The organism is Peribacillus sp. B-H-3, assembly GCF_048572925.1.
In the GTDB taxonomy this organism is placed as follows: domain Bacteria; phylum Bacillota; class Bacilli; order Bacillales; family DSM-1321; genus Peribacillus.
Map to the genome: position 1 here is coordinate 2581133 of NZ_CP183879.1, position 24039 is coordinate 2605171.

22 protein-coding genes, 4 pseudogenes and 2 riboswitches are annotated in these 24039 nt (G+C 37.3%); of the genes and pseudogenes, 21 read left to right on the forward strand and 5 right to left on the reverse strand.

Annotated features, from left to right (window positions below; genetic code table 11):
• Nucleotides 1-304 precede the first annotated feature (304 nt).
• Nucleotides 305-523: a hypothetical protein gene (locus ACN6MY_RS12800; RefSeq protein ID WP_419880542.1), complete on the forward strand. Its 219-nt coding sequence runs from the start codon at nt 305-307 to the stop codon at nt 521-523.
• A 60-nt stretch (nt 524-583) separates the two neighbouring features.
• Nucleotides 584-739, forward strand: coding sequence for a hypothetical protein (locus ACN6MY_RS12805; RefSeq protein ID WP_419880543.1), 156 nt, complete (start codon nt 584-586; stop codon nt 737-739).
• 283 nt (nt 740-1022) lie between these two features.
• Here ACN6MY_RS12805 and ACN6MY_RS12810 read toward each other — a convergent pair whose 3' ends face one another.
• Nucleotides 1023-1355, reverse strand: a complete 333-nt coding sequence (locus tag ACN6MY_RS12810) for a potassium channel family protein (protein WP_419884161.1) — start codon at nt 1353-1355, stop codon at nt 1023-1025.
• Nucleotides 1356-1459: 104 nt separating this feature from the next.
• A complete protein-coding gene (locus ACN6MY_RS12815) occupies nt 1460-1717 on the reverse strand; it encodes a hypothetical protein (protein WP_419880544.1) in 258 nt (85 codons plus the stop codon).
• A 209-nt stretch (nt 1718-1926) separates the two neighbouring features.
• Between ACN6MY_RS12815 and istA the strand changes: the two are divergent.
• The 15 genes and pseudogenes from istA to ACN6MY_RS12890 form a co-directional block, all read left to right on the forward strand.
• A pseudogene (gene istA / locus ACN6MY_RS12820) lies at nt 1927-3275 on the forward strand (IS21 family transposase); the annotation flags it as partial.
• Between the two features lie 339 nt (nt 3276-3614).
• Nucleotides 3615-4436, forward strand: coding sequence for an RHS repeat-associated core domain-containing protein (locus ACN6MY_RS12825; protein ID WP_419884162.1), 822 nt, complete (start codon nt 3615-3617; stop codon nt 4434-4436).
• Nucleotides 4437-4452: 16 nt separating this feature from the next.
• Nucleotides 4453-4743, forward strand: coding sequence for a hypothetical protein (locus tag ACN6MY_RS12830; protein ID WP_419880545.1), 291 nt, complete (start codon nt 4453-4455; stop codon nt 4741-4743).
• Nucleotides 4744-4782: 39 nt separating this feature from the next.
• Complete coding sequence (locus ACN6MY_RS12835; protein WP_419880546.1) at nt 4783-5442, forward strand: DUF5050 domain-containing protein; 660 nt, start codon at nt 4783-4785, stop codon at nt 5440-5442.
• 380 nt (nt 5443-5822) lie between these two features.
• Nucleotides 5823-6101, forward strand: a pseudogene (gene mntA / locus ACN6MY_RS12840) (type VII toxin-antitoxin system MntA family adenylyltransferase antitoxin); the annotation flags it as partial.
• 144 nt (nt 6102-6245) lie between these two features.
• Nucleotides 6246-6602 (forward strand): type VII toxin-antitoxin system HepT family RNase toxin, encoded by a 357-nt coding sequence (gene hepT / locus ACN6MY_RS12845; RefSeq protein ID WP_419884163.1) that lies wholly within the window; start codon nt 6246-6248, stop codon nt 6600-6602.
• Between the two features lie 12 nt (nt 6603-6614).
• Nucleotides 6615-6779 (forward strand): hypothetical protein, encoded by a 165-nt coding sequence (locus tag ACN6MY_RS12850; protein WP_419880547.1) that lies wholly within the window; start codon nt 6615-6617, stop codon nt 6777-6779.
• Between the two features lie 259 nt (nt 6780-7038).
• Nucleotides 7039-7515 (forward strand): hypothetical protein, encoded by a 477-nt coding sequence (locus ACN6MY_RS12855; RefSeq protein ID WP_419880548.1) that lies wholly within the window; start codon nt 7039-7041, stop codon nt 7513-7515.
• Nucleotides 7516-7557: 42 nt separating this feature from the next.
• Nucleotides 7558-7710 carry a hypothetical protein gene (locus ACN6MY_RS12860; protein ID WP_419884164.1) on the forward strand — a complete coding sequence of 51 codons (153 nt, stop codon included), beginning with the start codon at nt 7558-7560 and terminating at the stop codon, nt 7708-7710.
• A 77-nt stretch (nt 7711-7787) separates the two neighbouring features.
• Nucleotides 7788-8036 (forward strand): annotated as a pseudogene (locus tag ACN6MY_RS12865) (tyrosine-type recombinase/integrase); the annotation flags it as partial.
• 580 nt (nt 8037-8616) lie between these two features.
• Nucleotides 8617-8925: a hypothetical protein gene (locus ACN6MY_RS12870; RefSeq protein WP_419880549.1), complete on the forward strand. Its 309-nt coding sequence runs from the start codon at nt 8617-8619 to the stop codon at nt 8923-8925.
• 239 nt (nt 8926-9164) lie between these two features.
• Complete coding sequence (locus ACN6MY_RS12875; RefSeq protein ID WP_419880550.1) at nt 9165-12374, forward strand: SNF2 helicase associated domain-containing protein; 3210 nt, start codon at nt 9165-9167, stop codon at nt 12372-12374.
• A 190-nt stretch (nt 12375-12564) separates the two neighbouring features.
• The gene (locus ACN6MY_RS12880; protein WP_419880551.1) at nt 12565-13251 is read left to right on the forward strand and encodes a DUF421 domain-containing protein; all 687 of its coding nucleotides are present in this window, start codon (nt 12565-12567) and stop codon (nt 13249-13251) included.
• An 82-nt stretch (nt 13252-13333) separates the two neighbouring features.
• On the forward strand, nt 13334-14089 hold the full coding sequence (locus ACN6MY_RS12885; protein WP_419884165.1) for an SDR family oxidoreductase: 756 nt from the start codon (nt 13334-13336) through the stop codon (nt 14087-14089).
• Nucleotides 14090-14463: 374 nt separating this feature from the next.
• On the forward strand, nt 14464-15066 hold the full coding sequence (locus ACN6MY_RS12890) for a LysE family translocator (protein ID WP_419880552.1): 603 nt from the start codon (nt 14464-14466) through the stop codon (nt 15064-15066).
• 409 nt (nt 15067-15475) lie between these two features.
• Here the strand turns inward: ACN6MY_RS12890 and ACN6MY_RS12895 are convergent, their stop codons facing one another.
• Nucleotides 15476-15895: a GNAT family N-acetyltransferase gene (locus tag ACN6MY_RS12895; protein WP_419880553.1), complete on the reverse strand. Its 420-nt coding sequence runs from the start codon at nt 15893-15895 to the stop codon at nt 15476-15478.
• Nucleotides 15896-16497: 602 nt separating this feature from the next.
• Here ACN6MY_RS12895 and ahpC point away from each other — a divergent pair.
• From ahpC to ACN6MY_RS12915, 4 genes are all read left to right on the forward strand, one after another.
• The gene (ahpC, locus tag ACN6MY_RS12900) at nt 16498-17061 is read left to right on the forward strand and encodes an alkyl hydroperoxide reductase subunit C (RefSeq protein WP_419880554.1); all 564 of its coding nucleotides are present in this window, start codon (nt 16498-16500) and stop codon (nt 17059-17061) included.
• A gap of 12 nt (nt 17062-17073) precedes the next feature.
• Nucleotides 17074-18603 carry an alkyl hydroperoxide reductase subunit F gene (gene ahpF / locus ACN6MY_RS12905; protein WP_419880555.1) on the forward strand — a complete coding sequence of 510 codons (1530 nt, stop codon included), beginning with the start codon at nt 17074-17076 and terminating at the stop codon, nt 18601-18603.
• A gap of 548 nt (nt 18604-19151) precedes the next feature.
• Nucleotides 19152-19267: riboswitch (SAM riboswitch) on the forward strand.
• A 93-nt stretch (nt 19268-19360) separates the two neighbouring features.
• Nucleotides 19361-19554: riboswitch (cobalamin riboswitch) on the forward strand.
• A 151-nt stretch (nt 19555-19705) separates the two neighbouring features.
• The gene (gene metE, locus ACN6MY_RS12910; protein ID WP_419880556.1) at nt 19706-21997 is read left to right on the forward strand and encodes a 5-methyltetrahydropteroyltriglutamate--homocysteine S-methyltransferase; all 2292 of its coding nucleotides are present in this window, start codon (nt 19706-19708) and stop codon (nt 21995-21997) included.
• A gap of 95 nt (nt 21998-22092) precedes the next feature.
• Complete coding sequence (locus ACN6MY_RS12915; protein WP_419880557.1) at nt 22093-22566, forward strand: acyl-CoA thioesterase; 474 nt, start codon at nt 22093-22095, stop codon at nt 22564-22566.
• A 920-nt stretch (nt 22567-23486) separates the two neighbouring features.
• On the opposite strand, the gene ACN6MY_RS12920 is transcribed toward ACN6MY_RS12915, so the two are convergent.
• The gene (locus ACN6MY_RS12920) at nt 23487-23609 is read right to left on the reverse strand and encodes a YjcZ family sporulation protein (protein ID WP_419880437.1); all 123 of its coding nucleotides are present in this window, start codon (nt 23607-23609) and stop codon (nt 23487-23489) included.
• 188 nt (nt 23610-23797) lie between these two features.
• A pseudogene (locus ACN6MY_RS12925) lies at nt 23798-24024 on the reverse strand (hypothetical protein); the annotation flags it as partial.
• Nucleotides 24025-24039: the final 15 nt, after the last annotated feature.

The window sequence follows — 24039 nt, forward strand, 5'->3', positions numbered from 1 at the left end:
CGTAAGAGATGTGGATATCCATTGGTGCGTACATAATTATTTATCCAACTTTTTGAAATTAACCGAAGGTTGGCTAGTTTCTTGCGCTCATTTTCTTCGTAAACTGCTTGATTGTGTTCTTTTCTCTCTAATCAAATCTGTAAGGTGAAACAAGTTAGATAGCAATATGGTGAAAAACTGCGTAATTAAGAGATAAGTGTTTGTTTATTGAGGGAGATTAGTTGAATAACAATTGAGCTATTACACCTCAAAAACTGGACTATTTTTCTTAAAATTAGGAAAGATAACTTCGGAGGTGAGTTTTATGAAAATTCTATATATATTGATTATTACCATTCTGATGTTGTTTTTTTGTTCAATTCAAGGATATGCACAACCTAAAGAATGTCCTGTGTTAAGTGAATTAGATAAAACATCGCTTAAGGATAAAAAAGGGGTAATAAAAGCGTTAAATACTTTAATACCAAAAACTTATGGAACTGGAATAGATGATTTTCCAGACATATATACTAAGTGGGATTAAGTAACTGCCAAAACTTTTCCCGCAACAGTTGGCAATAAAGATGAAGAAGACTATTTTGGAATGGCAAAGACCTTTTGTGGCAAAGAAATTGCTGAAAAATCATGGCTTGTACGTTTAGATTTCCCCAAAGCACCTGGAGCTAATTTAGGCCAAGGTCAAATATTTTTAGCTAAAAGTAAGGAAAAAGGATGGTTTGTTTGGTTTCAATACCATTAAACTGCTATTTCTTAAAGAACCAACGGGTGCTTGAGTTGAACAAGGGGTTGCTGTTGCGGCATCCTTTTTTCTTGTTCAATTGTTAAGTGATGTTTATATTAGTGGATTGATACAAGTATTAAAAATGGATTTGCCATCGTTACAGTTATTCAAAAAAGAAGAGTTAAAAGATATTATAAATTTTTTAATGAAACAATAACAAGATGGGTCCAAAAATGCAGTGGGAAGATACTGTGATAAATAAAACTTCTTGTTTTTAGAATGCAGTGGACTATAGTCTTAATTAGTTGTCCCTTTGCTTGGAGAGATAAATTCCAACAGCGATTCGACCAACAACGCTAAAAGTAAGGCCTGTTCCAGCGAATATGTAGATTATGGTGAAAATCTTTCCTATATTAGTCTGTGGAACAAATTCAGCATTCCCTACCGTGGTAAGAGTTGTCACGCAAAAATATAAAGCATCCAGTATAGATAGACCTTCCTCTTTGTGATAAAAGATTGTGCCTGATAACAACAAAAGAAGAACCAGCGTAAAAACGACTTGAAACTCCTTTTTCTTAAATGCATTAATCAAACCTTGTATCATTCGAATACATGTCAAGAAAAATGATAACATTTTTTTACAGCTCCCGTATTGTGTATTATTAATTTGTTTAGCCACTATTATTTCCTAGAAACGGCATGTGTCTATATAATTGTTGCGGCCAGTTGCCCAAATTGCTAGAAGATTCGAAAGTAAGAATCATTCCCCATACGCTCTAATTTTTCAAAAATGATGTCAGTTAACAGGGTTAACAAACGTTCCGTAAATATGGCTACTCTCATTGAAGCTAATATAACTTTATAAAATTTAGCATGCAGGACAATATGTTCAGGCAGCAAAACTAACCATAGAGGTTCCTCATCTTCGATTGGGTCTCCAATCACCGGCTGGCCATTCATCGCATGTTTAATATCTTCTATCATTTCATCAGCCATCTTTTCCAGCATATCTGGTATGTCTCGGTAATGCAAGTAGCACGTTACACGACTGATTGTCGCAAGCTCCGCTATACGGTGTAAACGCTAGAATGAAATTGACAGTATTCGCTTGATTGGATTTTACATTTTTGCTTCATCAACCTGTAACTCTAGTAAAATAATAAAAGTTGTTATTTTATTAGGTTAGGATTTTGGAGGAGAAGTTAATGTTGTATCTGAGTATTCATCAATTACATAAACGTAAATTTAAGGTGTCTCAAATTGCAAAAGAACTCAAGGTTTCAAGGCCAACAGTTTACAAATATTTGAACATGACATTTGAAGAGGCGAAAGTGTATACGGAACGGCTTCAAGGGAAAGGAAAGATGTTTGATGCCTACAGGGATTCCGATTATAGCCTGGCTTGAAGAGTATCCCCATCTTAGTGCAGCGCAAATCAGAGATTGGCTCTTAGAGCGATATCCTGACATACTCATTGGAGAGAGTACGGTCCGAACCTATGTTAGAGAAATACGTGAGATTGATTAGATTGAGAAAAAAATAATTACTCGGCAATATGAAGCAATTCCGGAACAGCCGATGGGTAAGCAACTCCAGGTGGACTGGGGAGAAACAAAACAGAAAACAACTGAGAAGAAAGAAATAAAGCTGTTTTTATCGCTTTTGTCCTCGCTCACTCTCGTCATAAATATATGGAGTGGCAGGACCGGCCATTTACAACAAGGGATGCAATTCGATGTCATGAAAATGCCTTTCAATTTTACGGAGGACGTACAGAAGAGATTGTGTATGATCAGGACCATTTAATTACAGTGAGCGAAAATGCAGGTCAGTTACTCTTAACTTCTGAATTTCAGAGCTATGTGAATGAACGCAAGTTTAACGTCCACTTGAGCCGTAAGGCCGATCCGGAGTCAAAAGGAATGATTGAGAATGTTGTAAAGTACATAAAGGGGAATTTCGCTGACAGCAGAGTATTTAACAATATTGAGGATTGGAATACGCGAGCGTTACAGTGGCTAGCAAGAACTGGAAACTATCATGTTCACCAAACAACAAAAAAAAGATCAACTGAAGTGTTTCCTCTCGAAAAGCAACACTTACAGCCAGTCTCTTCCTTACTTTCATATGAAAATACCAATACCCAAAGTATAACAAGGAATGTCAGCAAGGACAATACAATACGCTTTAAATCCAACCGTTATTCCGTTCCGCTTGGAACGTATCGTGCAACCTCCGAACATCTTGTTCATATCGAGATCAAGCCAGGAGAACGGCAAACGCTGGTTATTCGGAAGGAGTTAGGAGGGGAAGTGATTGCCGAGCATAGCGTTAGTACCGAAAAGGGAAAACTGATTCAAAACCGAAATCATACACGCGATCGCTCGAAAGGGATAGAAGAATTTAAGCAACGTTTGATTTCACATTTTGAAAATCGGGAACATGCAATTTGTATGAAATTTGTTTGAGGTATCCCCGGTATCGGTGCGATCAGTTAGCCATTTTTCAGAGAGTTATTCAACAAAGCCCTCTATGGATTGATGCAGGACTAACTAACAAAACAGATACCTTTACGTTTAACGCAGATAATCAGATTGAAACTAAAAATGGTAAGGGCTATCAGTATGACGATGATGGGAACTTGCTTCAGGATGAAAAATTCAAATATGAGTACAATGCCCTTGGCTATCAAACAAGAGTTACTGATTTACAAGGGAAAGAAGTGGCACGTTACGACTATGATGAAGCAGGATTACGGACGAAAAAAATCATCGGCAAAAAAACCCATGAATATTATTACGATGGAAATCAATTGATATTAGAAGTTCTATGGAATGGTGAATCTATCGAACAGTATCGTAATTATCAGTGGGAAGGATACACTCCTATAGGTATGATTATTCGTGAAAAAGATGAAAGTGGTAACTGGAAGGAACAAGTGTATCACTATTGGACGAATCATCGCGGTGATGTTATATCGATACGTGATAACGAAGGAAAAGAAGTAGGTTCTTATACGTACGATACCTACGGAAATGTATTAACTGAAGTCGGTGGACTGACTCAAGTTAACCCAATTCGTTATGCGGGATATTATTACGATGTAGAAACAAATAATTACTATCTTCAAGCACGCTATTATAATCCAGAGAATGTTAGCTTCATGGCTTTAGATCCGCAACCAGGTGACGAGGATGACCCAACTTCACAGAATGGGTATACGTATGCTGATAATAATCCGGTGAATTATATAGATTCAGATGGTAATGATGCTATATGGATTACCGCATCAAATGGAGCAAATGTTTTTGGGCATACATCATTAGTTATCTATGGAAAAGGGAATAGTGGGAAAGGATGGTATTATTTTTATTTTGGCAATGATGGTAATATTGCTTGGTCAAAACCAAAGGTGGTAGTTAAATTCATGAAGAAAAGTAAGCCATCTCTGAAGTATATTTCGAATAATGACGGTTATAAATACAAGTTTGATAAATCTGTATATATTAAAGGAAGTTTTCAAAAATCCCTAGATTATGCGTATGAGGTTCAAAGGAAAAAACCACACTATAGTGTTGGAATTAGGAATTGTTTAATGGTATCGGGGAAAGTTTTAAACAAGTCAATAAAATGGAATAATCAATGGAAAGTAAACAACGCTGTTGCTGCTAAATCACCTAATTGGGCTCATATACTTATGGCTCGTTATTTTTAATGAGAAGGATGAAAGAATGAAAAAATACTACGTTATTTTGATGATACTATTATTAATTGGGTGTGAAAATGAACACAATAAAGAATTTGGGGAGAAAGGTGTGCCTAATTTAACAGGGAATTCATATGGGAATATAATCAATAACGGATTTGTCGCTAAGCAGGACAACCTTTTAATTTATATGAAGTATAATGATTCCAATATTCCTCTTATTAGCAATAATGCTATTATGATTAAAGAAGAAGATGGGACAAATGAGGTAAAGCTCACGTCAAAAGGATTTGGAGATTTAAATGTATTGGAGTAATGGGTTTATTATACCGTAATGCCTTTCTCGGATATACCGATGTTATATCGAATAAAATTAAATGGGACAGAAAAAGAAAAATTAGTCAAAGGTGCTGACTATGTACAAGTAAAAAATGATCAGATTTACTATTATGATTCGATTAAGAATGGTATTTATAAAATGAACTTGGACGGGACGGATAAGGTTCAAATATATTCACCAAAACCGGAAGTTACAATGAATTTCTACGTTGATCGTGAACATATTTACTTTTATAAACCTATAGATGAAGATGGTGAAGAAGGAAAACTATATTCGATGTCACTAAATGGAGAAAACGTAAAAAAACTAAATGATACAGTTTCAAATTTACAGGTAATTATTGATGCAGATGAGGAATATCTCTATTATACAGATGTAGATGAGCACTTGTATAAAGTGGATAAACAAAAAGGTAAGGAAATGAAAATAACTGATCAAAAGTTTTCATCAATAATCGTAGATAAAGATTGGATTTATTACTTGAATGCAGGTGATCACTATTATTTATATAAAATGAAAAAGAATGGTGAAAAAAATCAATTATTGATACAAAAAGAAATATCAGATATAAATGTATTGGATAATTGGATTTACTACAAATTAGATGGTCATGAAGACATATTCCGAGTTAAAACAGACGGGAAAAAAAACAGATTATTTTCAAAGCATAAGTAACGTATGGTGCCTGTCACTCCTCGAATTTTGTAAAAGCGTAATAGATTCGAAGAAAGCTCTGTGGAGGAGGATCTCTACAGAGCTTTTCTTTATACTTGAGGACCTTTTATTACTCAATAAATTATTTAATATTTTCAGTAACATTCCTTTACTTTGAATATTCCATGCACTAATGGCATTAATCAAGATGCTAGAAACAATTGCATGAGGGAGATAGGAGAGCAGGAGATTATTATATTATAAGGAAAAGAGTTGTTCATCAGTTTTTTTATCTATGCGTAAAATCTCTCTTTTACGAATAAATGGACACAGGAATAAACGTTTGGTATATGGTATAATCTTCATATAATTATTAGGGAGCGTGTCTTATGTATACGGAGATGTTTCAAACCATTCAAGATACTCTCATAAAAAGAATAGATCCAGTTTTCATTATTGTTTTTGGTTCCTATGCAAAAAACAATAAAGACAGTGATATCGATGTTGCTTTTTATAGTGAAGATCAAAACCTTACTACATATGAAGTTTTTCAAATTGCACAAGAATTAGCGGATACCCTGAAGATTGAGGTCGATTTGGTCAATATCCGCACGGCATCCACAGTTTTTCAAGCCCAGATATATTCTACCGGTACCATTATATATTCAGCGAATGACACTTTGCTTAAAAACCTCCAAATGACTGCATTCAGCATGTATGCAAAGTTGAATGAAGAACGTCAAGATATCATTAAAAATATTGTTGAAAGCGGGACTAAGAAAAATGATGTAATTTTAAATAAGATTAGCGCTATTGAGTGCTGTATGAAACGCATTCAAGAAGTTTATGGCAACGATGCAAGAAGCCTAAAAGACTTCACTAAACAAGACTCCATTATTCTTAATATCCAGCGAGCCTGTGAAGCATCTATCGACATAGCTATGCATATTGTGGCTGAACAGAGATTGGGGTTGCCTCAAACCAGCAGAGATGCGTTTGATATGCTTCACGCTGCGTTAATTATTGATGAACATACAGTTAAACGCCTTAAAGCCATGGTTGGGTTTAGGAACATAGCCGTTCATGATTATCAGACCGTTAATATAGACATCCTGCAGCAAATTGTTGAAAATCACCTCGGAGATTTTACTGACTATACAAAGCAGATCCTAAAATTCTAAATAAGGGGTTTTATGATGAAATACAAAATCCGAGTTTATGACTTAAATACAAATAAAGAAACAATCAAGCTAGATGAGGTTTTTGATACTAAAGATGCTGCTGAAACTGCGATTGAGAAACTGGAACTTCAGTATCCAGATAAATATGAGTATGTGAAGGTTCCTATAAAAAACTAATAATTGTAGACCTTCCCTGGCCATATCTTAGCTGCTACGCTAGCAAGCGAAAGAAACATAATATAATTATGTAAACAACTATTCGTAAAAATTGAATTTTACGCATAAATGACATTGACAATCAGGAGTTATTTTATGGCCAACACTAGGCAACGTCAAGTGCATGAACATAAGTAAGAGGAATTGGTCAAATCAATGCCTTTCTTTATAATAGAATACGTCGATAATAAATTAGATATGAGATCCCCCCTCGACCCTTTTGAATTATGTACTCGATAATAAATTGTTTTTAGAATGGCTAATAGTCGAAGATATTGCAACAGTCTCCACCATCCGCGAAGTTCCTCTCTCTGTTTTAGAGAATTTAAAATTGGCAGTAGCCCTTTCCTTCATTAAATTCCTTGAGCGGAGAAACATACCCATTAATAAAAAGGAAACAAAAAAGGCGGAAAAAGTATCAATCAATCGCAAAATCTCAGCCCTTCGTTCTCTCTATAAGTACCTGACTATCCAAACGGAAAATGATGAGGGTGAACCTTATTTTTATAGAAATGTGATGCTGAAAATAGAAGTAAACAAGCTTAAAGAAACGTTAAGCGCCAGGGCATCCAAAATATCTGAAAAAATTTTTCATAATGGTGATGATGATGCCCGGTTCCTTGATTTCGTTAAAAATGATTATGAGAACGAGCTACCTGAGAATTCCAGGAAAATTATATACTTTAAAAGAGACTAAGAAAGAGATTTAGCCATTTTATCGCTGTTTTTAGGCAGCGGTATCCGGGTAAGTGAACTCTCAAACCTGCGGCTGCGTGACCTGGATTTTGAAGAAAATCAGATTCATGTATTGCGTAAAGGCGGCAAACATGATGTCGTGGCTGTGTCCCCTCATTTCATGCAAGATGTTAAGAATTACCTAGTGTCTGTGTAAGTCGATATAAAGGCTCTACTGAAGAATTAGATTATGTATTCCTCACCAGAGTTAATAATGCTGCTACTCCACTTTCTAACAGGGCAATAGAAGCACTTGTCAAAAAGTATACAAAAGCATTTAAATCCAATAAAGCTATGTCTCCTCATAAATTAAGACATACTTATGGAACAAACTTAATGGAGCAATCGGGTGATATTCACCTCCTGATGATGCAACTAGGCCATACTTCTACAACAACTGCTGCTTTATATACAAACCCAGAGCAGGAAAAATCAAAAATGGCAGCTGAAAATATGGGACATCGAAGAAATAATGTAACATAGAAAGTTTTTACTATTTTCACCCTCACCTAATATTTGAAAATAAGAAGAGGCTTTCAAAACCATATCAGACGAACAATTATGAAAAATGAAAATTTTGCTTTGGTTGCATATTTATTCCGTTCTCGGAGCATTTTTGCTGAAAATAATACTTATATAAAGCCAGTTTAACGAGTGAACGAATCCATAAATTAAATTTCTTATGAGTCTTTCTATTTGAATTTGGATTAACCGTATCCAATTACATTGGTAAAGATGATAATACTGATTTACATAACCACATCATTTTTATGAAATAGCTAGTAAGAGGATAAACGGAAGCAAAGCAAATGTTGTATATTTGCACTATACATATAACATCTGAACAAGTTACCCACATAACAGACAATACTCGGAATGCCATTAAGATATATATCTATACTTTAGAGGCACCATGAGAATATGGAAGCAATGGAAAAAAAGTTTTCGTTTTCCCTTGTGATATGTCCAGCCACTGTATGAAAATAGCGTTTATGGTGCATGTTAAAGGTAAAATGCATTTCTATGGCATGACTCCGTTTCATGACTGGCTGGTGATTAACAAGTGAATAAATGTATTGTGTATGTCCTATACCTTGCAGCAGGATTTTTCCTTTTCTTTTCATATTCAGGATTTGCAGAAAATGAACTGTCAGGGTCTGTAGAAAAAGATTATGTAGATAAAAAAACAAAAGAGATTGTAGCAGAAGAAATGGGCATGAATGTTGTGGAAAAAACAAATTACGAAATTTTGCTTTCCTCGGGATACAAGATTTCCGTCCCTAAAGAATATTATGATAGTTTATCAAAAGGTGAAGCGGTGACAATTTTAAAAAAAAACCATGAAGCAAGGTTAATTTCTAACAAATATTGATAATAAAAAAATACTGTTCTCTAGCACCCCCAGAAAAACTTGCGGCAGCCAAGGAAATCTGGGGGTGCTGCCTTATTATCTGCCATCATTAATTGTGTTACAATTGTTCAGGATATAAACTGCAAGAATTGTCTAGCTAATAAAGCCTTTGATTGTTTTTTCATTTCTCTATATTAAACAGGTATTGTATCATTAATTTAGGTTTTTGTTACAGACACTCACCGGGAGGAGCAAATCTTTTGAATATAAAACTAACAAAGAAAATCATCAAAGAATTATGCGGAACAGTCTCCTTCAAACGAGGTGAGGCTTTTTACACAGCAAAAAAAGTTAATTTTGAAACAATCAATACCGATCGCTGTGAAGCAACGGTGACTGGCAAAGAAGAGTTCAGGGTAATTGTCCAAAGAGAGGACAGCGGAGGTTTCCGCACATCCTGTACTTGTCCCACGCTTGCTTCCTTTCAAAGGAAGTGTCAGCATGTTGCCGCTGTTTTGCTGGCGATTTTTGAACATAAACATTCCCTTTCTTCACTTTCAGATCCAAAGCATGCTGGATTTGCTGAGAGTGAAGCAGGAGAAAACGGCTGGCTTAATTTATTCAGCGAAAAACCAATACCCGCAACCAGGCACCAGCTGCACTTCGAAACCAGGCAAGTGATCCATACGGAATTCATATGTAAACTCCTCGATGTAGATGAAAAGATCGTAATAGGTATAGAAATGAAACTGAATTCAATAAAAATCAATCATATCCATGGTTTTTTGAGAGATATAAAAAGGCGGGAAAGGGATTTCTCATCATATTCTTTCATATATAATCCATCCCTTCATTGCTTTTCGGAAGAAGCAGACACTGTATTACAGCACTTGGTTCAAGTGATTTCCGATGTAGTATACAGCAATTCTCCTTCAGATCGATATATTCATTCAAGCAGTGAGGAAGTATTGCTAATTCCTCCATCAGCATGGAAATTGCTTGCTCCTGTGTTTGCGAATTTTACTTCGGTTAAATTCGAAGATCAGCTGCATGTCTATAATCGCCTTGTAATAACCAAAGAATTACTTCCTTTGCAATTTGCCTTTTCAGAAAGTGCGGGAAATGGCTATCAGCTCAAGATAGAGGGCATGCAGAGAGTCCAAATTTTAGATGACTATCATTCTGTTTTTTGTGAAGGGCAATTGTTTCAGCTGACAGATGAGGACTTCAAACGTCTCTGTGAATTACAGCAAATGCAAAAGCAATCCGGACACCATGCCATTCCGATTTCAGGCAGTCAGGCAGGTTTTTTTCTTGAGAAAGTAGTTCCCGGCTTAAAAAAATTAGGTCAGGTCCAAATTTCAAAAGCAATTACAACACAGGTTATGAAAACACCGCTGATTGCAAAGCTTTATTTGGATCGGGTGAAGAATCGTCTGCTTGCCGGGCTTGAGTTTCACTATGGCGGAATAGTGATTAATCCGCTGGAAAGCATGGAATCACCGGGTTCCCTCCTTGTTAGAGATATAGAAAAAGAAGAATCCATTTTGGAAGTAATAGAGGACAGCTCGTTTGCCAAAACAGATGGCGGCTATTTTATGCAAAACGAAGAGCTGGAATATGAGTTTTTATATCATGCAGTGCCAAAACTTCAAAAGCTTGTGCAGATCTATGCGACAACTGCAGTAAGAAACCGGATTTTTAAGGGGACATCAAGACCTCAAATCAGTGTGAGGATAAAAAAAGAACGGACAGATTGGCTGGAGTTTACATTTGAAATGGATGGAATTCCTGAAAAAGAAATACATGACCTTTTGCTCGCCTTAGAAGAAAAGAGGAAATATTACAGGATGAGAAATGGGTCACTATTCTCCCTGGAAACAAGGGAAATAGAAGAAATAAACAGGTTTTTGAATGCTGCTCCAAAACAGAGGCAGGATCTCGAAAGTTCATGGGAGATGCCCATTGTAAAAAGCCTTGCTTTTCTTGACGCTTCTGGGGAAAGCAATATTTTTTTTCTTGAAGAGTCGTTTCGGCAATTTCTTGAAAAAATCAGCAATCCCGCTTTGCTCGATGCTAAGATTCCACAGAGTCTTAAACCCATTATGCGGGATTACCAGGTACATGGCTACAAATGGATGAAAGCATTGGCAGGGTACGGTTTTGGTGGGGTTTTAGCAGATGATATGGGACTCGGAAAAACACTGCAGAGCATATCTTATCTTGTGTCTGAGCTCCCTGTAATCAGAAAACACAAGCAGCCGGCATTGGTTGTCTGTCCTTCATCGTTAACATATAACTGGCTGAGTGAAATGATGAAATTTGCTCCGGATATTCAAGCAGCAGTATCAGATGGCAGCCAAGCGGAAAGAATCCAGCTTCAAAACAATATAAGTGAATTGGATGTAATCATTACCTCATATCCTCTTCTCAGAAGGGATATCCAATGGTTTGAGAAGCAAAGCTTTCATACCGTATTTTTTGATGAGGCGCAGGCATTTAAAAATCCTGCTACCCAAACCGCCAGGGCAGTGAAAAAAATCCAAGCAGATCACCGTTTTGCACTGACTGGAACGCCGGTGGAAAATGCAAGTGAGGAGCTATGGTCCATTTTTCATGTTGTTTTTCCGGAATTATTCCTGGGTTTAAAGGAGTATAGTAATCTAACGAGAAAAACGATTGCGAGGAGAATCCGCCCATTTATGCTCAGAAGGCTGAAAAAGGATATTCTCGAAGAGCTGCCCGGAAAAATGGAGCTTATAGAAACAGCAGACCTGCTTCCAGAACAAAGAAAGCTATATGCTGCCTATCTGGCTAAGCTTCGGCATGACACATTAAAGCATCTTGATAAAGATACACTTCGGAAAAATCGGATAAAAATCCTGGCGGGCTTGACAAGGCTGCGCCAAATTTGCTGCCACCCTGCATTATTTGTGGATGGGTATGAAGGAAGCTCTGCTAAATTTAACCAGCTGCTTCAAATTATAGAAGAATCCAGACTCACAGGCAGAAGAGTGCTGATTTTTTCCCAATTCACGAAAATGCTGGAGCTGATAGGAAAGGAATTTTCAGGTAAAGGATATCCTTTTTTCTATCTAGATGGCCACACACGTCCGGATGAGAGATTGGACATCTGCAGCAGGTTTAACTCTGGAGAACGTGACTTTTTCCTGATTTCCCTGAAAGCTGGCGGGACAGGACTCAACCTTACCGGAGCCGATACTGTCATTTTATATGATAACTGGTGGAACCCGGCAGTAGAAATGCAGGCTGCAGACCGGGCGCATCGTATTGGCCAAAAAAACATTGTCCAGGTAATTAAGCTCGTGGCCCGCGGCACAATTGAAGAAAAAATGAATGAACTTCAGGAGAAAAAAAAGCATCTTATTGAAGATATTATTGATTCTGAAGAAAGTAAAAAAAATGCTGCACTTACAGAGGAAGACATCCGGAGCATATTATTGATTTAACGAATCAGCAAAGATAGAAATTAATAATTTACTTTAACAAGGCCCTTTAAAATGAAGCCAGCGGATATAATATTTGCTGGCTTTTTTGATCTTTAATAGGTTTGCGGAGTATGCTGGCAGAATAAAATATACCATTAGGAGCAAACTATCTCTCGCTATCAATTTCGTTTTTCTTAAAGGAGAAATAGGGATGCAGGGATCACTAGAAATAATAATCAGGACCTTTACATCTTTTCTTCTGCTTTGGATTTTTATCTCGCTGATCGGCAAACAGACAATCGCCCACAGGTCGAACCATTTATATGTGGCATCGATTACAATGGGTACTATTGGAGGAAATCTTGCTTTTAATATAAAAATTAAATTTTTGTATTTTATTATCGCTCTTATTTTAATGGGGGCCATTGTTTATATATTGAATATCCTTGCCGCAAGGAACTTCAAGTATCGAAAATGGATTGCAGGTGAACCTTCAGTTTTAATAAAGGATGGAAAGCTGCATGAAAACACGATGAAAAAGATTGGTTACTCCTTGGATACTCTCATGCAGGATCTGCGCGGCAGAGATATCTTCGATATGGAGGAAGCAGATTGCGCAATTCTTGAGGTGAATGGAACATTGTCCGTTAAAAAAAAGCCTCAGTTCCAGCCGCTGTCAAGACAGGATTTGGATGGAGCGCTTAGAGAAAATGGCCCTATTGAATTAATCATGGATGGTGTAATACTGACGGGAAATCTTGCGATAAGCAGATTCAATGAAGATTGGCTTATGGCTGAATTGAAAAAGAAAAACCTGTCAGTATCTGATATTTCTTATGCAGTGGCAGGATCGAAAGACAATCTATATGTTGAACAATCCGGAAAAGATTCCAAATAGCAGATCACTATCTATTTAAATGATATGTCATAGATAGTATGATGATAAATAGAATAATTTTCCTATGAAAGGGTGTTTTTGTATTTATTATCTTAATGACAAAACGGCTATCATTACAGGAGTGAGCCATAACAAAGGAATAGGGGCAGCGATTTGCAGGAGGTTTGCTAAAGAAGGTGCACATATCTTTTTCACTCATTGGTCTGCAGATACAGGCTGGCCAGAAAGCTTCCAAAAAGAAATACAGGATTATAGTGTACACTGTAATCATGCGGAAATAGACTTGTCTCAGCCTGAAGCTGCAGGCCAAATTATGGATATGGTGTTTGCTGTGATGAATTTCCCGCAAATCCTGATAAACAATGCAGCACATTCTGTAAGAGACAGTTACAAGGAATTAAACGCAAAAATATTGGATGATACATATGCTGTTAATATGAGGTCAACCTTTCTGCTATGTACAGAATTTGCCCGCAAATTAAAGGATATGAAAAATGCTTCTGGCAGGATTATAAATATGACTTCGGGACAGGCTTTAGGCCCTATGGTTAATGAACTGGCTTATGCAGCAACTAAAGGAGCAATTTCAGCCTTTACGGTTTCTTTGTCTGCAGAACTTGCGCCTTTGGGCATTACCGTGAATGCTATCAATCCAGGTCCGACCGATACTGGCTGGATGACAGGTGAAATAAAGGAGCAGCTTCTGCCTAAGTTCCTTTCGGGGCGTATAGGAAAACCTGAGGATGCGGCGCGTTTAGCTGCATTCCTTGCAAGTGAAGAAGCCCAGTGGATCACAGGGCAGGTTATGCACTCTGAAGGCGGGTTCTTGAGAAGCTAAAAGCAAGATTTGATAGTTTAATAAAGTGAAAATGAATTCACATTAAATGCCCTAGAGTGTGAATTATCGGGACAGCAAAACGGCAGCGGCTTCGCTGTCGTTTTACGCATAATCCTTTCAAAGAATTATCGGTAATTCCATTAATAAGGAGTTATACTTGATACATGCCTACCCTGATTATTAATAGGACTTGTAGAAACTATTAAATCAAGTTATTATACCGATATTCTTTAAAGAGAAGTAAAGCTTGTTGTCTGCCTTCGGTTCCAATTTCATTTATACTTTATAAATTATCAGAATAAATGGGCAGACCAGCAGCGTAATCGGATCTATCTATCATAATGATTGAACCGTTATGAAAGGAAATATTTTATATGCTACTGCTCAAAAGTTTTATTTTAGGATTTTCTGTATCTGCTCCAGTGGGGCCGATAGGTTTATTATGCATTCAAAGGGTTCTCTTAAAAGGGAAATCTGCAGGCTTTCTTACCGGATTAGGTGCTGCCACAGCCAATATTATCTATGCTGGCATAGCCGCCTTTGGTTTTTCTGCCATTTCATTCTTTTTAGTTGAAAAGCAATTATACCTTAAGATCATCGGAAGTCTTTTCTTGCTATACTTAGGCATAAAAACATTTTTAAAAACATCATCCAATAAAGCAGCTGACTTGGATGGCAGCAGTTTGTTCCGTATGTATGCTTCAACGCTCTTATTAATGATTACTAATCCTGTTACCATCCTGAATTTTGCCGGAATGTTTGCTGGACTGGGCTTTGAACAAAACTCAAGTCCCGTTCAGACAAGCATCCTTTTAATCAGCGGCGTTTTTTTAGGTGCCATTTCCTGGTGGACCATTTTAAGCTTTGCTGTCAGCATTCTTAGAACAAAAATTACTCCATATATGAATTATGTAAATAAAATAGCCGGGTTATTGATAGTTATTCTGGCTTTATTGAATTTCATACATTCCACTTAATTAATATTCATATTAAAAGTACGCAGCTTCGGGATTTACATGCTTATATTAATACTTGCAATTACCCATTTATACTAATATTTGTGATAAGTAATGGAGCTTGCTGGGGAGAAATGAAATTCTTATGCTTCAGGACCTGAGATATAATCTCTCTAAGCAGCTTCATAAACTCTGCCTAAAAATAAAACAGGCGGAGTTTTTGTCTGTTGATGGACATTGTGTGCTTCCATCAATAATTTCGATAGATGGAAAGAGAGGAACATCTGTTCAACACTGCGGTTCAGAAGGTATACAACCTTTCAGTTGCCTATCTCATTATAGATTTTTCCGTACATGCAGGCCGCTAAAAGCAAATTAATTTTACAATGGTAAAAACCTATACTAATTAAGAATCCGATAATCAAAATAACTATTTTGATTTAAAATATATAATTTCAGGGTCTCCATCGTCTAAATTTTCAACTATCCCACTTTGAATAAACCCATTTGAATCAAATACTTTATGCATACTAATGTTAGAACGATTAGTAGAAGAAAATACCTTCGCAGTAGTGGATATACTCAACATATAATCCATCAATAGACTTGCATATCCTTTACGTCTTTTTGACGGTGATACAATAATTAGCGATATAAATGAACACTCAAAAAAGTTGGTATCATAAATTAAAAATCCTACAATATTATCTTCTTCCATTGCAATTATACAACGTCCTGCATCAATGGCATTTTTAATAAATTTTCTTCTGCTTGTGTTTCCTATAATTTCACTGTCTATGCATACTATTTTGTTTAAATCTGCAATGTTGGCAATAGCAACATTTTTCATCTTACTTCCCCTTTATATATATATCCTTCCTAAATCTAATAGCTTTTCATATTCAATAATTTGATCTTTTGATGTAAGTTCCTGAAAAGATAATACCATAAAAGTAAGAGCGTACTGCACATAATAAGATCTGGCGGTACAATGAAGGACTTAATTAAATCCAAAATCTGATCATTCACACAGTAAGCAGTTGATACTGTATAAAAACTTTCATAAAAACAATTTATTAGCCATAATGGATGCAATTTAGTTTGAACAATCTAAATAAAAGAACATTATTGATATACTAAATACATTTACTACATACAATTTTCTCATTTAGTTTTTCTTAATATTTTTTGTTTACATAGGCACTCTATCTGAGGAGAAGTAAAATCAGAACTAAAAGATTTACCCGAAATAACAGGCACACAAAGGTCTGAACCATGAAATCCATATTATGTTATATATATTATAGATTGTTAGCTAGTAAAATTAATACGGAATAAAGTGAAGCATTCCTATTGACAACATAATAGATTTTATATAATAATAAATATCGAATTATAATTATTATAATCTAGCTGATTATAAATATTAAAACATCTAGGAGGCAAATCACTATGTCATTAATTGGAACAGAAGTAAAACCATTCGCAGCAAAAGCTTTTCATAACGGAGATTTTATTGATGTTACGGAAGGTAACTTGAAAGGAAAATGGAGTGTAGTTTGCTTTTACCCTGCAGATTTTACATTTGTATGCCCGACTGAACTAGAAGACCTGCAAAACGAATATGCAACTCTGAAAGAACTTGGCGTGGAAGTATATTCCGTATCAACGGATACACACTTTACCCATAAAGCATGGCACGATCACTCAGAAGCTATCGGCAAAATTAAATATATTATGATCGGCGACCCTTCACAAAAGATTTCCCGCAACTTCGATGTATTAAACGAAGAGGAAGGCCTTGCCGATCGCGGTACTTTTATCATTGATCCAGACGGCATCATTCAAACAGTTGAAATTAATGCAGACGGTATTGGACGTGACGCAAGCACTCTTGTTAACAAGATTAAAGCAGCACAGTATGTCCGTAACAATCCGGGTGAAGTTTGTCCGGCTAAATGGCAAGAAGGAGCTGCAACACTTAAGCCAAGCCTTGACCTTGTAGGAAAAATTTAAGGAGCTTAGATAATGTTACTAGATGCAGATATAAAAGCACAGTTAGCCCAATATCTTGAATTGCTAGAAGGCGATATCCTGCTAAAAGTCAGCGCTGGATCAGATGCAGTATCCAGCGACATGTTGGCCTTAGCAGATGAATTGGCTAGCATTTCAAACAACATTCAAATAGAGAAAACACAACTGGAGAGAACACCGAGCTTTAGCGTAAACCGTATTGGCGAAGACACAGGTGTTACCTTTGCTGGCATTCCTTTAGGACATGAATTTACTTCATTAGTGCTGGCGCTGCTGCAGGTCAGCGGCAGGCCTCCTAAGATTGATCAAAAGGTAAGTGATCAAGTTAAAAACATTAAGGGTGAATATCACTTTGAATCTTACATCAGTCTGAGCTGCCACAACTGTCCTGATGTTGTTCAGGCACTGAATTTAATGAGCATTCTCAATCCTGGCATTACCCATACCATGATTGACGGCGCTGTATTTAAGGATGAAGTTGAAAGCAAAGACATAATGGCTGTGCCAACTGTTTTTCTGAATGGAGAATCTTTCGGCAGCGGGCGTATGACACTTGAGGAAATCCTTGCGAAGATGGGAAATGGTCCTGATGCACGAGAGCTTGCTAATAAGGATCCATACGATGTCCTGGTTGTTGGAGGCGGACCTGCCGGTGCAAGTGCAGCAATCTATGCAGCCCGCAAAGGCATTCGCACAGGCATTGTTGCTGAACGTTTTGGCGGCCAAGTTATGGACACCTTGGGCATTGAGAACTTTATAAGTACAAAATATACTGAAGGTCCTAAGCTTGTCGCAAGTCTTGAGGAACATGTTAAAGAGTATGGCATTGATATATTGAACCTGCAGCGTGCCAAGCGGTTAGAAAAGAAGGACCTCGTCGAACTTGAACTAGATAACGGTGCTGTCCTGAAGAGTAAAACCGTAATCCTTTCAACGGGTGCCCGCTGGCGCAAAGTTGGCGTACCAGGTGAAGAAGAGTTCAAGAATAAAGGTGTAGCATATTGTCCGCATTGTGATGGTCCGCTTTTTGCAGGAAAGCATGTGGCGGTTATCGGCGGGGGAAATTCCGGCATTGAAGCGGCAATTGACCTCGCAGGCATCGTGAAACATGTAACTGTTCTTGAATTTATGCCAGAACTGAAGGCTGATGCTGTACTGCAAGAACGACTTTACAGCCTGCCTAATGTAACAGTTCTAAAAAATGTTCAAACAAAAGAGATTACCGGAACTGATAAAGTAAACGGCATTTCCTACATTGAGCGGGATACAGGAACCGTTCAGCGGGTTGAATTAGAAGGTGTGTTTGTTCAGATTGGCCTTGTGCCAAATACCGACTGGCTAGGCGATGCCGTTGAACTCACTCGCTTCGGTGAAATTGTTGTTGATAAGCAAGGTGCTACAAACCTAGATGGAGTGTTTGCTGCAGGCGACTGTACAAATAGTGCATATAAACAGATTATTATTTCTATGGGATCAGGTGCGACTGCAGCTTTAGGCGCATTCGATTACCTCATCCGCAACTAATTACATGTAAGAAAGCCGTTTCGCTATCTGTTTGATAGCAACCGGCTTTCTTTTTTTTGCATACTGTAAACTTCATGGAATGCTCTGCATAAATCTGTAAAAGAAAAGGGATAAAGCCCAGAGATGGTTAATCATCCCTGTATAGGACGCAAATTATGTCAGTTGCATATTATCTCTCAGATAGGGGTTTATTATTCTAGGAACCCTAGAAAACGATATAGCATTATCACCATATAGACTGAATTACATATTGGGAGCTTAACGACTTTCCACCTTAAATTTTCCTGGCATTCTGCACACTTTAGCTTTGTTGAATAACATTCAAATAGGCTTTTTCGTAAAGAGTGTTGTCTTTTAAATGGGACGAGGTTAAATTTACTTTTTATGGTATTATATTTACAAGAGTTTATTCAGCCAAACTAGCAGGTTAGTTGCATATTATTTGAAAATGTCGGCGGTACCCCAAGAGGAAATACAATCTTAATTTGACAGAATCTTTTTGCAATGCTAATATTTCTAATTAATTAGATGACGAAAAGATGTTTAAACTCTTATTCAGAGAGGTGGAGGGACTGGCCCGTTTGAAGCCAGGCAACCATTCAATTTGTCTTATTGGAGAAGGGGCTAGTTCCTGCAAAGCGATTGAGGCTTTGAGAAATAAGAGAGGTTACTGGCAAATAAGGCCTCTCTATTTATAAATGAAAAGGTTTTTATTTTTTACTACAGGATTTTGATTCCGTTATTTTCCCATAAAAACTTAATAAAGAATGCATCAGGTGCTGTGCAAAGTCTTGCTCAGCTTAAAAGGGAAGTCCGGTGAAATTCCGGCACGGTCCCGCCACTGTAAAGGAGAGCGACTTATCCGTTTACCACTGTTTCTGGAATGAAATGGGAAGGTGATAAGAGCGATGATTCTAAGTCAGGAAACCTGCCTGTTGTATGCACTTGTACTCTACGGACGATAGGGAAGTGATTATACGTGTTGAGAAAACCAGAAGGTCTCAACTCTAGTTAACGATGCGTAAAAATCTCCCTTTTCTACTAATAGGGAGATTTTTTTAGTTGAGGTCAAATTCATATAAGAAGGAGTTGTGTTTAAAAGATGAGCAAGGTTAAAAGTTCTAATTTAGGTTATCCAAGAATCGGTGAAAATAGGGAGTGGAAAAGAGTGATTGAACGGTTTTGGGCTGGGAAACTCGAACAAGAGGATTTCTTGGCACAAATAGAGGGTATTCGTCTTAACCATCTGTGTAAACAAAAAGAAAAAGGCATTGATCTTATTCCTGTTGGTGACTTTAGCCTGTATGATCATGTGCTCGATACGGCTATGATGTTCGGGTTAGTTCCCAAGCGATTTGAATACAGTGGGGGGAAAGTACCGCTTAAAACATACTTTGATATCGCACGAGGGACAAAAGAGGCCGTTGCTTCTGAAATGACCAAATGGTTTAATACCAACTATCACTATATTGTTCCGGAGCTTGAAGATGCAGTACCTGCTCTTGTTGATAATCGACCTCTCCATTTCTATAGAGAAGCCAAACAAAAATTAGATATTGAAGGTAAACCTGTGATACTAGGGCCTGTTACATTTGTAAAACTTTCAAAAGGTTATAACAAGGATGAGTTTAAAACGGTCATTGAGTCATTTATCCCCCTTTATTCGGAGGTACTCCGTGAATTACAAGAAGAAGGTGTACAGTGGATACAAATCGATGAGCCTATTTTGTCTACGACCCTATCTAAAGAAGAGGTTGCGTTATTTCATCATGTTTATGCCAGATTACATAAAGCAGCACCTGATATACGGGTGATCTTACAAACCTACTTTGAAGGTATCGACCATTACGAAGAAGTCATTTCCCTGCCTGTTCAGGGAATTGGACTTGATTTTGTACATGACAATGGACAGAATCTCACTTCTATACAGATGTATGGTTTCCCGAAAGACAAGGTACTCGCAGCTGGAGTCATCAATGGCCGAAACATCTGGCGTGCAGATCTTGATAAAAAATTTTCCCTTTTAAAAGAAATTGAGTCCTATGTTTCTAAAGAACAGTTGATTATACAGCCATCTTCAAGCCTGCTGCACACACCTGTGACAGTGAAAAATGAAGTAGGTCTTGAAGTGATATTGAAGGAAGCCTTATCATTTGCTGATGAGAAATTAAGTGAAGTGAATATTTTAATGAAAGGGATACAAAACGGAAAAGACAGTATCCAAGAAGAGATCTCATCCAGTCAGAATGCGATCTTGTTGTTAAATGAGCTGTCATCAAAAAATAGGCTGGAAGTTAACGAAAACATGGCGAAGTCACAAACATTAAAAATAGAACGCAAGGCATCATTTCAGGAACGCCAAATCATTCAAGAGAAGTTTTTTCAACTTCCTCTTCTGCCAACCACAACGATTGGCAGTTTTCCTCAAACTCAAGCAGTGAAAAAACACCGTTTACAGTGTCGGAAGGGGGAAATAAGTAATCATCAATATGATAGCTTTATTAAAGAAGAAATTCATCGGTGGATTAACATCCAAGAAAAAATTGGATTAGACGTCTTTGTCCATGGTGAATTTGAACGTACAGATATGGTTGAGTATTTTGGTGAAAAACTGGATGGATTTCAAATGACCACATTAGGATGGGTTCAATCCTATGGATCTCGTTGTGTAAAACCTCCAGTTATTTATGGTGATGTGTCTTATCGTGAACCAATGACGCTTAAAGAAACCTTGTATGCCCAGTCACTAACAGACAAACCCGTGAAAGGAATGCTGACGGGACCCGTCACCATATTGAATTGGTCATTTGTAAGAGAAGATATTCCACGCGATGAAGTCGCCAATCAAATCGCTCTTACTCTTCAAAAAGAAGTGGAAATTCTAGAGAGAAGTGGAATCCATATGATCCAAGTGGATGAACCAGCTCTGAGAGAAGGACTGCCATTAAAACAGGTAAAATGGGATGACTATCTTCATGCTGCGGTTTATGCTTTTAAACTTGCCACAGCGTTTGTCAAAAACGAAACCCAAATTCATACTCATATGTGTTACTCAAACTTTGAAGATATTATGGATACCATTCGTGCACTTGATGCAGATGTCATTTCAATTGAAACCTCAAGAAGCCATGGTGAATTGATTCAAGTATTTGAAGAAAATACGTATGACAAGGGGATCGGACTTGGCGTCTATGATATTCATAGTCCCCGAGTGCCCGAGATTAGTGAAATAAGAAATCATATTAATCGGGCCCTTAAAGTGCTTGACTCAAAACAATGTTGGATTAACCCTGATTGTGGATTGAAGACCCGGGGAATTAGTGAGACGGTAGAAGCGCTTAAAATTATGGTTGAAGCAGCGAAACAAACAAGAGAGAGTTTGCTTGTCAAATAGTGAGAAGTGAAAAGGAGGCTATATTAAAAAAGGGTGCATACTCCTTCATAACCACGCCGGATATTCATAAAGAATTTTAAAAGAGGGGTCTATCAATGGAAAAAGCCTATTCAGCGGGACGCTCAAGAACAATTCAAACAAGACTGGTCCTGCCGCCAGATACCAATCATATGCAAACCATTTTTGGCGGTAAGGTGTTAGCTTATATTGATGAAATTGCAGCATTAGCGGCTATGAAGCACTGTAATAATGTGGTCGTGACAGCTTCAATAGATTCGGTAGATTTTTTAACCTCTGCTACCGTGGGAGATGCTCTTAGTTTAGAAGCCTTCGTTACTTCAACGGGACGCTCTTCGATGGAAGTTTATGTTAGGGTATTCTCAACTGACTTGTTATCAGATAAAAAAACATTGACTACAGAATCTTTTCTTACAATGGTTGCTGTTGATCAAACTGGCTCATCCATACCTGTTCCTAAAATAATACCAGAAACAAAAGAGGAGAAGAGATTGTTCGAAACAGCACCTCTTCGAAAAGAACATCGAAAAAATAGATTTAAGATTCGATAACAATTAATGACCAAAATGATTTTTGCGAGAACTCTATTTATTGCATGAAGCTCTGAGGTGCCATTATTTAATATGGCACCTTTAAGTTGTTTTGAGCAGTAAGTATTACTGAAACCGATTTGTTATTTTGAAGTGTGGAAAGTAATATTGTTGCATTTAGATTGGATAACGGTAAATTCACTTTTTTTATGTATTTTTTAAAAAATCAAAACATAAAAAGATCCTCTTATGGGGCTGTTGGCAATCTAAAAGAAATACCTGAATCTGTATAGAATAATTTAGTGAATCTGATTTAGCAGGCAAATATTACTCCATTAACTCGAAGTTCTAGATATTCTTGAAAGACGGTTTTTATTTTGATAAAAATTAATTGACTATTTGTAAAAGATAGTCTTGAAATAAAATAACTTAATAGGACCTAAATTGAAAAATTAACGCCTGTGAAGCAGCCTGAGAGCTATCCCTCGTGAGCTTTTTTCTTTTGCGCAATTTTTCGTACAAGCTGGGCTAACGTCCGTTTCACTTAATAACAACCGACAATAGGATATAACAAGCCGTAGTTTGTCCATTACGGCAATTCTTTAAAAGGGGGATTGCTATGCCAGAGTTGATGCGACACATGGGCCGCGAGGTTATTGTGAGGGATCGTGATGGTAGAGAGCATCGTGGGATAATGGAAGCCGTTGACCCGCCACGGGGAGTATTTATTCGTAACGGGTTCAGGAGACGCTTTTTTCCTTTCTTTTTTATAGCTGCCGTTTTTTCATTCCGTAGAAGACGCATATTTTAGGAAAAATAGTTTCGTATAAAACAGTGGCATCGATTAAGTCGGATATATTCCGGCTTGTTTTTTTGTGAATTAAAAAAGCCTATTAAAAGGCTTGACGCAATTAATAGGCTTTTACTGATTCAGTTATCGATTAATAGCCGGATCCTCCAAACATGCAAGTGCATCCGATGATGATTAACAAGATAAACAATACTACGATTAGAGCAAATCCACTACCCATTCCACCATATCCTCCACCATATCCATCTGCCATATTATCCACCCCTTTGCGTAAATTCTTGGTGTCACTCAATTTATCCTATGTACAAGCAATCACGACGGACAGGGCTTTTAATAAGGTTTTGGTCCATTTTTGCAACAAAAAAAGCGCAGGTGTTATGCTGCGCTTTTTAGAGGAGTGAATGTCTGGATCGGAGTCGTTTTGGCTTGGTTCGGCTTACTTTAACTTATGCAGTAATATCGAAACAGACAAGGCCATCTTTGGTTAAAATCAGTCACTTCATAGAGCCATAAACTCCTAAAGGCTCGTTTGATTCAAATTCGTTCCCAAACTAACATAATTAGCTGATTGAGACCCAAACTTATAATAGGTTTCAATAACATTAAAATCATTTAGTTTAAGCTAAAACGCCTCTAACTGGAGCTTGAGATTCTCCATCCCTGGGCAAGATAGGTATACACAA